Source organism: Dyella kyungheensis, from assembly GCF_049913195.1.
In the GTDB taxonomy this organism is placed as follows: Bacteria; Pseudomonadota; Gammaproteobacteria; order Xanthomonadales; family Rhodanobacteraceae; genus Dyella; species Dyella kyungheensis.
This window is the reverse complement of record NZ_CP183983.1, coordinates 4242080-4258187: the sequence shown is the minus strand read 5'-3', so window position 1 is coordinate 4258187 and position 16108 is coordinate 4242080. Positions and strand designations below refer to the sequence as shown.

At 61.8% G+C, this 16108-nt stretch carries 14 protein-coding genes; 7 read left to right on the top strand and 7 right to left on the bottom strand.

Going from position 1 to position 16108, the window contains the following annotated elements:
* Positions 1–7: 7 nt before the first annotated feature.
* Positions 8–1327, top strand: coding sequence for an ABC transporter permease (locus tag ACN9MB_RS19155; protein ID WP_204637244.1), 1320 nt, complete (start codon positions 8–10; stop codon positions 1325–1327).
* Between the two features lie 69 nt (positions 1328–1396).
* Here ACN9MB_RS19155 and yedA read toward each other — a convergent pair whose 3' ends face one another.
* The 3 genes from yedA to ACN9MB_RS19140 form a co-directional block, all read right to left on the bottom strand.
* On the bottom strand, positions 1397–2311 hold the full coding sequence (yedA, locus tag ACN9MB_RS19150) for a drug/metabolite exporter YedA (protein WP_204637243.1): 915 nt from the start codon (positions 2309–2311) through the stop codon (positions 1397–1399).
* 126 nt (positions 2312–2437) lie between these two features.
* Positions 2438–3316, bottom strand: a complete 879-nt coding sequence (locus tag ACN9MB_RS19145) for a methylated-DNA--[protein]-cysteine S-methyltransferase (protein ID WP_426269928.1) — start codon at positions 3314–3316, stop codon at positions 2438–2440.
* 158 nt (positions 3317–3474) lie between these two features.
* Positions 3475–3747: a hypothetical protein gene (locus ACN9MB_RS19140; protein ID WP_204637241.1), complete on the bottom strand. Its 273-nt coding sequence runs from the start codon at positions 3745–3747 to the stop codon at positions 3475–3477.
* 76 nt (positions 3748–3823) lie between these two features.
* Here ACN9MB_RS19140 and ACN9MB_RS19135 point away from each other — a divergent pair, with 76 nt between their 5' ends.
* Complete coding sequence (locus tag ACN9MB_RS19135; protein ID WP_426271949.1) at positions 3824–4168, top strand: Rieske (2Fe-2S) protein; 345 nt, start codon at positions 3824–3826, stop codon at positions 4166–4168.
* 37 nt (positions 4169–4205) lie between these two features.
* Here the strand turns inward: ACN9MB_RS19135 and ACN9MB_RS19130 are convergent, their stop codons facing one another.
* The 4 genes from ACN9MB_RS19130 to ACN9MB_RS19115 all read right to left on the bottom strand — a co-directional run bounded on the left by ACN9MB_RS19130 (position 4206) and on the right by ACN9MB_RS19115 (position 8822).
* Complete coding sequence (locus ACN9MB_RS19130) at positions 4206–6257, bottom strand: YjbH domain-containing protein (RefSeq protein WP_426269927.1); 2052 nt, start codon at positions 6255–6257, stop codon at positions 4206–4208.
* Positions 6258–6343: 86 nt separating this feature from the next.
* Positions 6344–7096: a capsule biosynthesis GfcC family protein gene (locus ACN9MB_RS19125; RefSeq protein WP_426269926.1), complete on the bottom strand. Its 753-nt coding sequence runs from the start codon at positions 7094–7096 to the stop codon at positions 6344–6346.
* 23 nt (positions 7097–7119) lie between these two features.
* Positions 7120–7743 carry a YjbF family lipoprotein gene (locus ACN9MB_RS19120; RefSeq protein ID WP_426269925.1) on the bottom strand — a complete coding sequence of 208 codons (624 nt, stop codon included), beginning with the start codon at positions 7741–7743 and terminating at the stop codon, positions 7120–7122.
* Between the two features lie 68 nt (positions 7744–7811).
* Positions 7812–8822 carry a polysaccharide biosynthesis/export family protein gene (locus tag ACN9MB_RS19115; RefSeq protein ID WP_426269924.1) on the bottom strand — a complete coding sequence of 337 codons (1011 nt, stop codon included), beginning with the start codon at positions 8820–8822 and terminating at the stop codon, positions 7812–7814.
* Positions 8823–9292: 470 nt separating this feature from the next.
* On the opposite strand from ACN9MB_RS19115, the gene ACN9MB_RS19110 reads away from it, so the two are divergent.
* The 5 genes from ACN9MB_RS19110 (at position 9293) to ACN9MB_RS19090 (ending at position 15998) form a co-directional block, all read left to right on the top strand.
* Positions 9293–9829: a low molecular weight protein-tyrosine-phosphatase gene (locus ACN9MB_RS19110; RefSeq protein ID WP_426269923.1), complete on the top strand. Its 537-nt coding sequence runs from the start codon at positions 9293–9295 to the stop codon at positions 9827–9829.
* A gap of 105 nt (positions 9830–9934) precedes the next feature.
* The gene (locus tag ACN9MB_RS19105; RefSeq protein ID WP_426269922.1) at positions 9935–12136 is read left to right on the top strand and encodes a polysaccharide biosynthesis tyrosine autokinase; all 2202 of its coding nucleotides are present in this window, start codon (positions 9935–9937) and stop codon (positions 12134–12136) included.
* A 176-nt stretch (positions 12137–12312) separates the two neighbouring features.
* Entirely contained in the window at positions 12313–13749 is a 1437-nt protein-coding gene (locus tag ACN9MB_RS19100; RefSeq protein WP_426269921.1) for an undecaprenyl-phosphate glucose phosphotransferase, read from the top strand.
* Between the two features lie 61 nt (positions 13750–13810).
* Positions 13811–14932 (top strand): glycosyltransferase family 4 protein, encoded by a 1122-nt coding sequence (locus tag ACN9MB_RS19095; RefSeq protein WP_426269920.1) that lies wholly within the window; start codon positions 13811–13813, stop codon positions 14930–14932.
* 40 nt (positions 14933–14972) lie between these two features.
* Complete coding sequence (locus ACN9MB_RS19090; RefSeq protein ID WP_426269919.1) at positions 14973–15998, top strand: glycosyltransferase; 1026 nt, start codon at positions 14973–14975, stop codon at positions 15996–15998.
* Positions 15999–16108: the final 110 nt, after the last annotated feature.

Below are 16108 nucleotides of genomic sequence, written 5' to 3'. Positions count from 1 at the left end.
GAGCCACATGAAGAATTTCCTGATCAATCTTGGCCTGCTCCTGCTGATTGCCGCAGTGCTCGTGGCCTGGATCATGCTGCCCTGGCAGGGCGTGATCGTGCTGGCGCTGCTGTTTGCAGCGTGGATGGCGTTCACTCGTAGCGGGCGCCGTGCGGCTTCGGTAGCAAGCGTTGGCATCAGCACGCTGAAGCAACGCCTTGGTTCCTCGGCGGTGATCGTGATCGGCATCGCTGGCGTGGTCGGCGTGCTGGTGGCCTTGCTGGCGATGGGCGAAGGCTACTCGGAGACACTGCGCAAGACCGGCAGCGACGATACCGTCATCGTGATGCGCGGCTCGTCCGCGGCGGAGGTGATGTCCGTGCTCGACCACGACAGTGTGACGCTGATTCCGCAGGCGGCCGGCATCGCCAAGGACGCCAAGGGTGAACCCATCGCGTCGCCGGAACTGGTAGTGGCGGCGAATCTTCCGCTGAAGGGCAGCACCGCGGACGACGAAGGCAGCGTGCAGCTGCGCGGTGTCGGCGAGCAGGCGTGGGCGGTGCGGCCGAACGTGAAGGTGATCGACGGACGCAACTTCAAGCCCGGCATGCGCGAGCTGATCGTGGGCAAGGGCGCGGCCAAGCAGTTCGAAGGGCTCACACCCGGGCATACGGTGAAGCTGGGCAACCAACAGTGGACCGTGGTCGGCGTGTTCTCTTCCGGCGATGCGATGGATTCGGAAGTGTGGGGCGACGCCAGCGTGGTGGCCGATACCTATCGTCGCGGCAGCAGCCGTGCCTCGGTGACGGTGCGCCTGGCCGATCCCAAGGCCTATGACAAGTTCAAGGCCGAGCTGGAAAGCAATCCGCAGCTGAAGGTCGATGTGAGCACCACGATCGCCTATTTCAGCAAGCAGTCCGAGGGCATGACCAAGGTGATCAGGGCGGTGGGCATCGCGGTGGGCCTGATCATGGCGATCGGCGCCATGTTCGGCGCGCTCAACACCATGTTTGCCGCGGTGGCCGCGCGTGCACGCGAGATCGCCACCTTGCGTGCGATCGGCTTTCGCGGCTTTCCGGTGGTGGTCGCGGTGATGCTCGAAACGATGTTGTTGGCGCTGATCGGCGGTCTGCTGGGCGGCCTGCTGGCGTGGCTGATCTTCAACGGCTACAGCGCATCCACGCTTGCCGCGGGCACCGTGGGTAAGCTGAGTTTCGAATTGCGGGTATCGCCGGCGCTGCTGTGGACAGGACTCAAATGGGCGCTGGCCATCGGTTTCATCGGCGGCATCTTCCCGGCAATGCGTGCTGCGCGACTGCCTGTGACGACGGCATTGCGCGAACTCTGAGGTTCTCGTGGAAACAAAAAAGGGCGCGTCGAATGGCGCGCCCTTTTTCTTCGCCAAGCCACGCGGTCGTCAGCGGCGCTGGCGGGCCAGCGTAATGGCACCCACGCCCACCAGGATGATGGCCATGCCGAGCAGGTCGTACGGCCCCACGCTTTCGCCGACCAGCAGGACACCGAACAGCACGGCCACCGGCGGGTTCACATACGCATAGCTGGTGGCCAGGGCGGGGCGCGCGTGCTTGAGCACATACAGGAACGCGCTGAAGGCGATGATCGACCCGAACACGGCCAGGTACACCAGCGCCAGCGTGGCGCGCGTGGTGGGATGGGCCGGCAGCTGTTCGCCCTGGGCGAAACCGACGATCAGCAAGGCCACGCTGGCGCACAGCATTTGCGCCGCCGTATTCATGGGGCCCGCCGGCATGTCCTGACGCCGGCTCCAGGTGGCGCCGAACGCCCAGCTCATGGCGGCGACCAGCAGCGCGATGGCACCCAGTCGCGAACCGGAGAGGCCGGCACCGAGGTTCAGCACGACCACACCCACGAAACCGATCACCAGACCGACGGTTTCGCGACGCGAGGGCCATTCGCCGTATACGCCGGCAAACACCGCGGCGAACAGCGGCATGCTCGCCACCGCGACGGCAGCGATACCCGAGCTCACGCGCTGCTCCGCAAAACACACCAACCCGTTGCCAACACCCAGCAGCAAGAAACCGGTGATGCCGGCATTGCGCCATTGGATTGCCGTGGGCATCGCCACACCGCGCAAACGCAGGAAGGCGAACAGTGCGACACCCGCGCCGAGGAAACGAATGCCCGCAAGCAGGAAGGGCGGGTAGCTCTCCAGCGCGTAATGGATGCCCAGGTAGGTCGAGCCCCAGATGATGTACAGCGCAAACAAGGCCAACGGCACCAGCAGACGCGTGTCGGCAACGGGCGCATGAACCACGGGGGCGGCTGAGGGAGTCGTCGTGTCGGTCATATCGGGCTACGCGGGGGACATGGCGGGGTGTATGTCGCCCATAGTTTATACGCAGCTCAACCATAGTCCGGGCGCCGACGGGTCGGAAGCGAGGCTTCCGCAAGGCAGCCTTGAGCGGCGCTCAAGTCACGCGGCGGAGCGCTGTCCCTGCCGGTGGTCGTCGCGCCGTTCGCTGGCAAGCAGTTCGCGTTTGCGCTCCACGCCCCAGCGCCAACCGCCGAGCGAACCGTCTTCGCGCACGATGCGGTGGCAGGGCACGATCAAGGCCAGGCGATTGTTGCCGCAGGCATTGCCGATGGCGCGGGCGCCCTTGGGCATGCCCAGTTCCGCGGCCAGCTCGCCGTAGCTCTTGGTGGTGCCCGACGGAATCCGCGTGAGCGCGTTCCACACGCGCCACTGAAACGCGGTGGCGGCCACGTCGAGCGGCGGCAGATCCGGCGCATCCGCATCGCTCCAGCCCAGTTCGCTGGCGATGCGGGCGATCACCGCATCGAGCCACTCTTCGCGGCCGGCATCCACGCGTTCGTGCGAGGCCTGCGGAAATTCATCGGCGAGGCGCTTTTCCAGCTCCGCATCGGTATCGCCCAGCGTCACCGAGCAGATGCCGCGCGAGGTAGTTGCCACCAGCAGCCGACCCAGCGGCGTATCGGTGGTGGTGTAGCGAATGTCCGCTCCGGCACCACCCGCCCGATAGCTCGCCGGGGTCATGCCGAGCAAACGGTCGCTGTGTTCGTAAACCCGGCTACTGGAGCCGAAACCCGCGCCGTACACCGCATCGGAGACGGCAGCGCCCTGGCGCAGGGCGCTCTTGAGCTGGCCGAAACGGCGTGCGCGGTGATACTCGGCCGGACTCATGCCGTAACGGCGCCGGAAGGCGCGTTGCAGGTGACTGGGGCTAAGACCGGAAGCCTCCGCCAGCGCCAGCAGGGTGGGCGCCTCGTCGGCGCGTTCCAGCAGCAGGCGGACCTGTTCGAGGGTTTTTCCGTTGGCGTGGCGGGCAGTCATGGTCGTTCATCCGAAGCACCGATGGGTCCAGCCTAGTGCCGGCAGCGGGTGCCAGCCATCCGGATCTTGCTCTGCACGGCGCTCAACGCAATGACCCGGTCATCGCCGGGTCATGACAACACTTCGGAATGTGGCGCGGCGGCCCGCAGGCCGGGACGTCAGCGGGCGACGTGATGTGTCCGGTGCAACACCACATATTCGCCCTCGATGACCTCGGGCTGGTGGCCACGGCGAGGCGCAGGCGATACGCTGCCGCGCTTGCGCGACCAATGGCGCAGTGCAAACACCAGTGTCCCGCCGATCAGCAGCACACCGGCCACCACCAGGCCGAACACCATCAAGATGCCCACCACAGCGAGCCCCAGCAGCAGCGACAGGGCGCGGACCAAGGGGTGGCGGGAACGACGCGGCATGGGCAGTGAGAAGCGCATGTTAAAAATCCGTGTGGTAAAATCAACGACTTACGTGCGTAACGATGGGGCCTTAGGGCCGGAGAGGCAAGTGCCGATGGATCCAGTGACACCCGACCAGGCGCTTTGCCGGCTGGACGATATCCCCGACGGCGGCGCCATTGCCGTTGATGCCGTGCTGCGCGACGGCGAAGAAAGCGTGATCGTGCTGCGTCGTCACGACGCGGTGCACGCCTATCTCAATATCTGCCCGCACGCGGGGCGCCGGCTGGACTGGGCGCCGGGCAAATTCCTGCTGAAGGACGGCCTGCTGGTCTGCGCGGCGCACGGCGCCTCGTTCCAGGATGTCGACGGCCTGTGCGTGGGTGGCCCGTGCCGGGGCGAACACCTGCGCCGGGTGGAAGTGCGCGTGACCGAGGGCGACGTCTGGCTGGACGACTGAACGTCTCGTTGGCCCGGTGCCAAACCGGGCCTTGCTTTCACTCGACGATCTTGTCGAGATTGCTGTTGAAGTTGTCCAGGTCGCGATCGCTGGTGAGCGAGTAGAGCGAGTAGCGCCGGCTCAACATGGCACCGCCATCGCGGATCAGCGGATCCCACACGAAGGATGCGCTCGCCCGGGTGGAGCGGGGCAGCATCAGGTCGAACGGAATCGACACGTAGATGCCCTTGTCGAAGCTGCCCTCACCGAACTGTTCTGCCGACACATTCGTCTTGGTGGCGTAAGCCCCCATGCGCACGCCGTTGCGAAATTCGCGTGACACATCGAGCGTGGCGCCCCAGTCGCCGGCCAGGTAGCGGCCCGCGCTGACCGCCACCAGCACATCCTTGTAGCCGAGGTCGAAATAGCCGGTGACGTGACCGGTCACCACCTTGTAGCTGCGGAAGCTGAAGTCCTGGTCATAACCGCGCTGCTTCACCCAGTTGATGTTCGAACCGATCGCCCAGCGCTCGCCAAACGGTCGATAGAGCACTTCGCCGCCCACACCGCCGAACATGCTTTCGAGCATGCCGGCATAGGCCATGCCATAAAGATCCTGGCCCAGCTGCCGCGTGCTGGTGAACTGGAAGATCGGCAGGGTGACGGTGGAACTGGTGATGTACTTGCGCACATCGGTGCGCACGCGCGGCAATTCACTGGGCGCGTCGTATTTGAATTTGTCGTAGTTGTCGATCAGGTCGGCCGACACCACCGCACTCCACCAGAGGTTCCGGGTGAAGTGGAAATCGATATTGTATGTGGCGGCGATCTGATACAGCAGGAACGCGTCCGGGCCGCCGAGGTTCTGCTGGTAGGTCAGCGCGAACGATTGCTCCACGCGTTTGACCGGCGCACGGTAGAGCAGCTCTTCATGGCGTGGCGTCGGGGCATTCTGCTCGACACTCTGGTGGAACTCGCTCAGCGTGATGTCGTGATCCAGCAACTGCGCGAAACGCTGGCGATTCACGCTGGTCTCGGTGGTAGCGAGGCCTTCCTGTTGCGCAACGACGGTAAACCAGTCGACGCCCGGGCCCAGTGCGTTGTCGAGCACGCGTGCGGCCCGACCTACGCCCTTGGCGCTGTAGAAGTAGTCTTCCTGCTCACCCTTTACGATCACTTCGCTGCCGCGGCGCGTGATGCTCGACACCTGGATGCCGGCGTTGTCGCGCAGCGCGCGTGCCACGGACGTCCAGTCGACCTGGTCGGGCGCCCGCATCGTGGAGGCGTCGTTGCGCTGGGGCGGCGAGGGGTCGAGCAATTTCGCCGGACCGGTGCTCTCCGCCATGTTCGCGTGCAGCGTCAGACCGAACATCACCGTGTTGCCGCGTTCCAGCGCGACACTCAAGTCCAGGTTTTGGCTGGGGCGAAACACGGCGCCAATGTTGAAGGGCGAGCTTTGCTTTTGATTGTCGCGCTTCGGTTCGTGCTGGTAGTTGTTGCCGTCGTACTCGGCCTTCACCAGCAGCCAATCCCACGGCGTTTGATAGCTGAGGCCGCCGAACAGCGCCGCCGGTCCGCGAAAATAGCGATTGCTGGAGAACGTGCCCGTGCCGTTACTGTCGGTCGGACGCAGGTTGAACTTGTCGCTGATGATCGACAGCGGATTCGTGAGGTCCCCACGGCCACCGACATAGCCCCAGCCCATGCCAAGACTGGCGTCCAAGCGGCCGAAGCGCTTGCTCATGACCACATATTCGCCAGAGAACAAACCGGTTCCGCCGATATCCCGCGCACCGACGCTGACGTCGGGAAGGTAATGGCTTTCAGTCCACAGACGCAGCTTCACGTCGATGGATTTGTCCTTGTAGCTCTGGCTGCCGCTCAACGACTTTGGACCGTAAAGACGATTGCTCACCGCGGTGTAACGGAAGATGCCTTCCAGCCAGGGCAGTGGCTGCAAGGAGACGTTGTAGCGGTCGTACGGTTCCACGTGGCTCGCGGTCAGCGCGATCTCGCCCTCGTCGGCCATGCGTGCGGTCGGCGTCTGCCACAGACCCACGCCACCGAAGTCGCTTTGTGTTGGCGCGTTGTCGGCATGCGCTGTGCCCACGAGTAGACCGCCGACCAAGGGCAGCAGACATCCGCAGTGGCGGCGCGTGCGGTCGATCCCTGAGCGACGTCCTGTCCGCTTGCGCATTATCGATGACCTTCCGTCGCACTGATCGGCTGCGTCGCCAGGAAAGCAGCCAGTTCTTGATTGAGATCCGGCGACACGGCATGCCGTCCCCTCTCGCGCAGAGGCACATAGATCACCGCGCCAGGTGCCAGTGGCATCTCATGACTTCGATTCCACAGGCCCACGCCCTGCTTCGCGACACGTCCATCAGGCTGGATCACGAAGATCCAGTCGCCATCGGCTACATGCGACGGCTTGCAGGCGTCGAGATAGTCCCGTGCGTCCTGCATTGGAACGAGCGGCAACTCGCAGGCCTGTGCCACGGCGCCCACCACGCGGATGGTCTCGGGGCGCGTCGGGTAGTACAGGGTGTCGCCATCCGCGACTGGCCGGTTTTCAGCGGGGGCCACTTCGACCGAGCGAGGGTCGAGCAAGGCGATTTGCCGCCCCGTGACAGGCATCGGCTGCAACCATTCCCGCAGTGCCACGATGGACATGGCCAAGGCGGGGAGATCGTCGCGCAGTGCTTGCCGCTGCGCGCTTTCCAGATCGAACAGCAGGCCGGTCTTCAGGCGCAGCTGTTCCACCTGCAGCGATGCACGCTGCCACGATGCGCCGAGCACATAGGCATCGTCGCGCAGCGGACTGGCCAGCGCGGCATCACTGAGACGCGCATGCCCCGGCAGCTGCTTCGAACCGGGCGCGGTCACGGCACCTGCGATGTGGACGTCCACGGCGCCCGCTGCGAACGGCAGCATAACGGTTGCGAGCATGGCCCAGACGACGCAGCGATGCCTCATGGCTTGCTGTCCCGGAAGGGCCGCAATTGCACGAGCTTGATGCTCGTTCCAGGCACCACTTCCTGCTCGCTCATCCATACGAAACCATCCGCCGGATCGACCCAGTAACGATTTCTCGCGCGATGGCGTGCCGATTTCGCCGAGATGTCCTCGGTGACCAGCAACACCCGATGCGATGTCCCGAGGATGTCGATGCGGGTATCGCCGGAAGGCGTCAGCTGCGCATGCACGGCAATGCCGTAGCGATAACCGGGCGACCAGTCGTCGATGCGGTCGTAGGTGGTTGTAACGGCAATCGTCTGCAGTCCCGAGGCGAACGGGGCGCCGTCGCCGTCGATCCGACTGCCATCGAGGTTTTCCGGCAGGCCGACGGTCTGCACGACACGGCCGTTCTCCAGCACGATGGCGACGCCATCTGGGCCATACCAATACTGGCGGCCATCCACGACATTGCCGAGGATCAGAATGGCATCGCCTCGCGCGGTGGTGGCGCGCAGTTGAAAATAGGGCTTAGCCTGCACCTGCTCGGCGGTGGGGTTGAGCTCTGGTGTGCCCCGCAACGTTAGACGCAAGGTGTCGACGGTGGAGCGCGAGACGCTCGCACAGCCGGCGAGCAACACGCCGCAAACCGCAGCACCGACGAGTCGCGCAGTCCAGCGACGCGCCGCTTTTCTGGCCTGCCGAAACATCATCGTTCGAGGTTGTACGAGGCGTTGGCCGCGTTGCTGATGATGCTTGTCAGAGGCAATAGCTGGGACAGGAAGCGATTCCAGCGGGTCACGCCGGCAGCGCCAACGAACACTACGTCGCCGGGTTTCACCTTGAACTGATCGGCCAGGATGAAGGCGTCCGGCGAACGCGCGTCCAGCTGGTAAACCGTGCCCTTGGTATTTTCCAGGTCACCGATGCCGCGGATCACGTAGACCGCCTTGCCCTTGGAGGTGGTCGGATTGAGGCCGCCAGCACGCCCCAATGCCTGGGTCAGGGTGAGATCGGTCGTCTTGAAGGTGAGCGCCATCGGACGGTTCACCTCGCCAATGACATAAGCCTCGTGACGATCGTTGTACGGCAGGAAGATGCGGTCGCCCGCCTTCAGATAGATGTCCTGCGCGATCGGCTTGTTGGTGTTAAGCGCATCGAGATCGATGGGGTAATCGTGGCCATCGCGCGAAAGCACCAGGCCGGACAAGTCCGCCTGCTCGGTGTTGATCGTGGCAGCACCCAGGGCCTGAGCCAACGTGGTGGGAATCGCGGTGATCGGCTGAGGATCCGTCTTGACGAACGCGCCCAGCATGGTGACGCGTTGGCTGCCGTAACCGATGACATTGACGTCCACCTGCGGATCTTCCACGTATTGGGCCAGCTTGACGCTGATTGCCTTGCGCAGCTCTTCGATGGTCAGGCCCGCCACTTTCAATTCGCCGACGTAGGGATAGAACAGGGTGCCGTCGGAACGCACCAGGCGGCCATTGGCCAGCGTTTGCTGCTGCGGACCCGCCGGCGACGTCAGTTCCGGGTGATCCCAGACGGTGATGTAGAGCGTATCGCCGGCGCCGATGCGGTATGACTCCGGCTTGTAGGAAAAAAGCTCCGGATCATTGAACGATGCCGATCTGGCGGCCTTGTCCATCGCCACTTGCTTGGGCGTGATGGGCACGATCTCGACGCGACTTTGATCGTCACTGCCGCGGGTAGACATGTGCTGTCCAGGAGCCCAAACGCAGCCTTGCAGCAGGAGGATTGAGACGACGAGCGCCGCGGCAGTGCGTGGATTCATGAGTTCGCTTTCTTTGACTTGCTGATAGCCACGCACTGCCGAAAGAGACGGTGTGAATGCGTCGCATACAGTGACGGGATTGGCGCACACCAGCGTTCGGTGTCATGACAGACCGGCGATGCCAACAGAGCATCGGCACGCGACTGCTTGTGCGAGCTATTGATGACCGCGGATCAAACGGACGAAGTAAACACAAGTTCTTCTAGAAAAAGAATGAGAGAAATCCGAATTCCCGTCGCCAGGAATTCTGGCTTGCCGCATACGCTTGCTCTGTATCAGCTATTTGTCTTCATCGAATATTGCCGAAAAAGGCAGCGCCACCTTCCAGCCAACTTCCACCAAGAGATGCCGCCGTCCTTGCCGATGTTCCACTGATGTTTCGGATTGATCCGATGGTGACGGTGCTTCTGGCGGAGCACACTAGCCAGCCGATAGTGAATCTACTTCCTGCGGTTCTCCGTATAGTGATCGACGAGTTGGTAGCTGTGTTCGAGCGGATCTTGATCGTTTGCGTGGGGAACATTTGCCGTAGCCCTACGGCGGAATACTTGTTCCGTCATCGCCTTCCCTCAGCGGGCGCCTCCGTCGAGAGCGCCGGTCTTGGGGCGTTGGTGGGCAAGTGCATGAATTCGTCGGCGCTTGAAATCCTCAGCGAGCACGGGGTGGATGGTGGAGCGCACCGTGCGAGGCAGGTCACGTCATCGATGCTGCGTGATGCCGACCTGGTGCTGGCGATGGAGCGAGATCACGTCGCCAGCCTCATGCGCATGGCTCCCGAGGCCAGCGGCAAGGTGATGTTGTTGGATCGTTGGGAGCAGTCCGGCGACGTCCCCGATCCGTATCGTCAGGGGCGAGAAGCCTTCGAATACGTTTTTCAGCGTATCGATCATGCAGTTCAGAAATGGTTGCCGCATTTGGGCAGCCGCTGACTGCGCACCAGATAAGAAGGGCGACGCCTGCCCATGAGCACTGCTCGCGATCCCGCGAAGCGAAGCCGACACCGATCAACGTAGTAGATCCTGGATTACCCAAGCATGGCCGCACCGGAAACCACCACGCCCCAAGACGACGAGCTCGACTTGCGCGAACTGCTTGGCACGCTGGTCGATCACAAGTGGCTGATCGGCATCGTCACCAGCATGTTCCTTGTGCTTGGCGTGGGCTATGCCGTGCTTGGTACGCCGATCTACGAGGCCGATGCGTTGGTGCAGGTGGAGCAGAAGGTGCCGAACCTGCCCGGCTTGAGCGCGATTACCCAGACGCTTGGCGCATCAAGCTCCGAGGCGACCACTGAGATTGCCCTCATTACTTCGCGCTCCGTGATCGGCAAGGCAGTGGACGAGCTTGGCCTGCAGATCGAAACGGCGCCGTATCACTTCCCTGTTTTTGGCGGTTGGGTGGCGCGTCATTTCGTGGCGGATTCTGCCGCCGAGGTGGCTTCGCCGTTGATGGGCCTGAGCAGGTACGACTGGGGCGGCTCCAGGCTCGACATCTTCCAGATGAAAGTGCCGGCCCCGCTGGAGGAGAAGAAGCTTGTGCTGGTTGCCGGCGAGCGGGGTAGCTATACGCTCTACTACAGCGGCGACGCGGTGCTGACTGGCCAGGTAGGTCACATCGCCAACGGCCACGGCTTCTCCATGCAGGTGCGCGAACTACTCGCCAATCCAGGCACGCATTTTGAAGTGATTCACCATACGGCGCTTGCCGTGATCAATCAGTTGCAGCTCGATATCAATGCCTCAGAGCAGGGCAAGGATTCGGGCATCATTCAACTCTCGTATGACCATGAAGACTCCGATCTGGCAGCACAGCTGCTAGATCACGTCAGCCAGGCCTACGTAAAACAGAACGTCGATCGCAACTCGGCTGAGGCCGCCAGCAGCCTGACGTTCGTTCGCGAACAGCTGCCGCGTATACGTCTGGATCTCGACAAGGCACAAAGCGCGCTGAATGCATTTCAGACCAAGGCACGCTCCGTCGACATCACCCTCCAGACCAAGGGCTTGCTCGACCAGGCCGTGGCCATCGAGACCAGCATCCAGCAGCTTCGCATGCAGCAGGCGGATATGGAGCGCCGCTTCACGGCGCAGCATCCGGCCTACAAGGCTCTGTTGGAGCAGATCAGCCAGTTGCAGGCGCAAAAGAGTGGCATCGACAAACAGGTAGGCGGCCTGCCCGATACGCAACAGGAACTGCTGCGGTTGACGCGCGACGTCGAAGTGCTCAACGCCACCTATACCGGTCTGCTCAATCAGGCGCAGCAGTTGGATATCGCGCGGGCCGGAACCGTGGGCAATGTGCGCGTGATCGATCCCGCGGCCGTGGATATCTCGAAGCCGGCCAAGCCCAAGAAGGCTCTGGTGGTTATCGGTGGCACCTTCCTCGGTGCATTCCTCGCAGTGGCTTTCGTATTGCTACGTCAGATGGTACGCCGCGGCGTGGAAGATCCGTCAGCCATCGAGCAGCTTGGTCTGTCGGTGTATGCATCGATACCCAGCAGCGTGGCCGAGAAGCAAAGTTTTCTTCAGGGGCGCCGCGGCAGGTCTGACGGAAGCCAGAAGCTGCTGGCCATCAACGCACCCGTTGACCTGGCGGTGGAGGCGCTGCGTAGCCTGCGTACCAGCCTGCATTTCGCCCGCATCGAAGCCAAGAACAACATTCTCATGATCTCGGGCGCGAGCCCGGGAGCTGGCAAGACCTTTATTTCCGCCAATCTTGCTGCGGTCATTGCGAAGGGCGGTCAGCGCGTTCTGCTGATCGATGGCGATATGCGCAAGGGTGCGCTGTGCTCAGTGATCGGTGGACGCCCGGGAACCGGTCTTTCTGAGCTTATTGCCGGTCAGATTACGCTCGAACAGGCTGTACGTGTCGTGCCGGACGCGGAGGGTCTTCACTTCATTTCCCGTGGAAATGTGCCGCCAAATCCATCCGAACTGCTGATGCACGCGCGTTTTGGTGAGTTGCTGGAAGCGCTCAAGTCGAAGTATGACCTGATCATCATCGACACCCCGCCGATCCTGGCGGTCACCGATGCGTCGGTCATCGGACATCACGCTGGCACGAGCTTGCTGGTGGTTCGCTTCGGCCTCAATCAGGCCAAGGAGATCGCCTTGGCAAAGCAGCGTTTTGAACAGAACGGTGTGCAGATCAAGGGTGCCGTGTTCAACGCGGTGGAGCGCAGGGCGACGGGCTACTACTCGTACGGTTATTACGAGTATGGAAGCAGTTCCGGGTAAGAGCGTGGAAGAGGGAGTGGGAGGAGGCTTCATGGCCCTTTCGCGGGGAGTGAATGAAGCAGGTGGCGCGGACCGATGGATGGGCGTCCTCGCGCCAGCAATCCGTGGCGCGGACGGGCTTGGCGCTCACGCGGGAATACGGCGGTCACAGACGGCTACGTAGAAGGAGTTCGGCGATGTTGTCCATTCCAGGCATTCCGCAACTGAAGAAGTCGGAATCACATTTCTTTTCAAAGCATGCCGCCCTTCTGGATATCGCTCTTCGCGTGAGCGATGTGCTGGTGATCACCATCACCGCGCTGGTCGTCTACCGTTTTGAATTTGGTCATCTTCAGATGGGAGTCGCCTACCCGGCCGGTCTGATTCGAACGATATTGCTCGCGCTCGTGATCTTTCCGATGGCTGGCATTTACCGCAGCTGGCGCGGTGAGAACCTTCGTCTGGAGATCGCTCGTCTGTGGATGGCATGGTCGGCTGTAATGGTTGTGCTACTCGCGACGGCTTGGGCTCTGAAAACGACAGGTGAATACTCGCGTATCGGCGCGGGCACATGGTTTGTCCTTGCCGGCATTGTGCTGTCGCTCGATCGTCTGCTGTTGCGCTGGGCGTTGGGGCACATCCGCATGCGAGGCGTGGATTCTCGCCGAGTGCTCCTCATCGGCAGTACCCAGGCGGGACAGCGCATCGTTGCTGCGGCACGTAAAAAGGCTTGGGCCGGCCTGGACATCATCGGATACGTGCGTACGCCCTATGACCAAGTAGAGCTGCAAGGGGTGAATTGCCTCGGCGATTTTGATGATGTCGGGGGTTCCTTCGATGAGTGGGCGCCGGATCAGGTATGGGTTGCGTTGCCCATGCGCGCCGAGTCACTTATCCAGCAGGTCCTACAGCTGACGATCGATAAGCCATCGATCATCCGGTTGGTGCCTGATTTCTTCGGATACGAACTGATCAATCACCATGCTGCAGTCCTTGGCGGCGTGCCCGTCATTACGCTGCGGGCGAGCCGTGTCGAGGGGCACGCGGGTGTCATCAAGGCGATTGAAGACAGATTCATCGCGCTGCTTCTCATTCTGTTGCTAAGCCCGGCGATGTTGCTCATCGCGCTCGGTGTCAAGCTCAGTTCTAAGGGGCCAGTGCTGTTCAAGCAGAAACGTCATGGCCTAGGCGGCAAGGAGTTTGAGGTCATGAAGTTTCGTTCCATGCGCGTCCATGAAGAGACGCAGGGAACGGTGACCCAGGCCAGGAGGAAGGATGCACGCGTCACGCGTTTTGGCCGCTTCTTGCGGTCAAGCAGCCTGGATGAGCTGCCGCAGCTGCTCAATGTTCTGCAAGGCGACATGTCCATCGTCGGTCCGCGACCGCACGCGGTCGAACACAATCGGCAGTTTAGCGACAAATTGCGCGGCTACATGCAGAGACATGGCGTGAAGCCCGGAATGACGGGCTTGGCGCAGATTCGCGGCTTTCGAGGTGAAACAGACACGCTCGAGAAGATGGTGAGCCGCGTTGAATGCGATATCTCGTACATCCGCGAATGGTCTCTTTGGCTCGACTTGAAGATCATCGTCTCTACGCCGTTCGCGCTGATAAAGAGTAGAAACGCCTATTAGCGTTTCTCCAGCCCAACCCCTGGTCGCACGTCCTTCGTTTGGGTTTATGAAGTCTTGAGAAATGAGCCAGTCCAGTATTTTAGTGATCGCAAAAGCCATTCCTCCGTTCATCGGTGGTATCGAGGCGTACAGCGCGGAGATCGCCAGTGCCTACGTCCAGTGCGGCCTCCGAGTAACGCTACTGACCCCAGAGGCGTGCATCGTGCCAGGTGTTGACGGGCGACTGAACCGATCTCCTCAAGGCGCCAAGGCGGCGCCACAATGGATCGCCCTCGTCAAGATCCTGGCGTCCCTGTGGCATCTGCGCAAGAAGGAATGGAGTTGGGTTCACGCCACGAGTTGGCGCATGGCATTGCCTGTTCTGTTGATGGGAACGGGCAGGCGATTGGTTATTTCCGTGCACGGGCGAGAAGTTACTGGTCAGCAGGGATTGATGGCGCGGCTGGCGGGATGGGTGTTGCGGAAGGCGAGATTGATCGTCTACGTCAGCGAGGCGACCCGTAGGGAAGTGCATCATTACTTTCCCGAGCTCGTCACTGCTTCGTCGGTGGTTGCCTGGAACGGAACTTCCTTCTCGGAGAGCCGGCCGGCAGGTGAAGTGTCGGCGAATCTGCGGGATCCGCTTCGAATTCTTACGGTTGCGCGCCTGGTAAAGCGGAAGAATCTGGCTTTTGCCGTTGCCGCCGTTGCCAAACTGAGTTCCGAGATAACGCGGCCGGTGTCCTACGTCATTACGGGCACGGGGGCTGAGCGCGAGGCCGTGGCTAGGGCCATCCGTGACGCAGGCGTGCTCAATGGAGAGATAAAGCTCGCCGGATACGTGAGCGACGGCGAGTTGCAGTGTCTCTATCGCGACGCCGATATATTTTTTCACCCTCAAAGCAGCGCGCATGATGCGAGTGACGTGGAGGGCTTTGGCATATCGATCGTGGACGCGATGTCACACGGCGTTCCTGTCGTGTGCGGAAAGGACGGAGGACCGTCTGAATACATTAGTCACGGCGAGAACGGTTTTCTCGTCGGCGGACTGGATCTTGGCGAGGCGGTCGATTGCCTGTCGCTGCTCGCCAGCAACCAAGCGCTGAGGCAGCGTATCGGGGAGGCAGGCCGCTCCTTCGTACGAGAGCATATGAGCTGGCCGAATCATGTCTCAAAAGTGCTGAAAGAACTGGCCGCCCATTGACGGTCCGGTTACGTCTCGGTGCGCTAACGAAATCCGCTTCATGAATCTGGAAGAACCCATGAAAGTATCGGTGATCATCCCTTGCTACAACGAGCAAGGATACATCTATCGATGCGTCGACTCGATCTGCAGCAATCTTCGGCTCGTTGACTACCCATTTGAAATTATCGTCGTTGACGGAGGCAGCTCGGATGGAACGTTGAGCGAGCTGGAGCGCGCCGCATCGGACTTCCATCGCGTAACCCTCCGAGTGCTTCACAACCCCCATCGCTACCAGGTTCACGCACTAAACATCGGCATCGAAGCGGCGGCAGGTCATTACATCGTCCGCTGCGACGCGCATTCGATCTATCCCCCCGGGTACATCGACAGGCTGGTCGGCCTTCTCGAGTTGGCCGAGGAGGATGTAGGGAACGTTGGCACGCCGCACGTAAGTTCGCCCGGTGCGGATACGGCCATGGCGCGATGCATATCGGTGGCGATGACATCCCCGGTCGCTGTCGGGATAAGTCATCGTAGTCTCGTGTGCAAGGAACCCATGCAGGTGGATACCCTGCTGTTTGGCGCATGGAAGAAATCCGTCCTGGAAAAGGTGGGCAACTTCGATACCCGGTTTATCCGTGGGCAGGATCTGGAGCACAACCTTAGGCTCGCGGCCAACGGTTACAAGGCTGTGCTGCATCCTGGCGCGCCGTTTACCTTTTTCACACGCCCTACGCTGCCCAAGTTGAACTTGATGATTCGGCAATATGCGGCCGCAAAGGTAGAGATCGCGGCGCACACCCGTAGTCGCCCCGTAGTGCGCGGTCTGATTCCTCTCGCGTTCTTTGTGTCGTTGATCGGTTTGCTTTTTACGCCGATGCACTGGGTGCTGCCGACCACCTATGGCCTGGCGATTCTTGTTTACTCATCGTGGACTGCCATCGCTCGAAAGAGCGCAGAGCTCCTGCGGCTGGCGTTGGTCATTCCGAGCATGCACATCAACCACGCCATGGGCACGGCACAGGGGATCTGGTCGACGCTGTTGCGAAAGCGAGGGCCGACGAAATGGAGTGGGACGCGTTGATGCGTACGCAATCATGATTGGGAAATTGACTCCAAGGCTAATCACATACGCTTGGATGCTTAGCGTCTGCCTGGCGTCTGTTGTCGGCTGCGTGCTGGTGGGTACGGGCA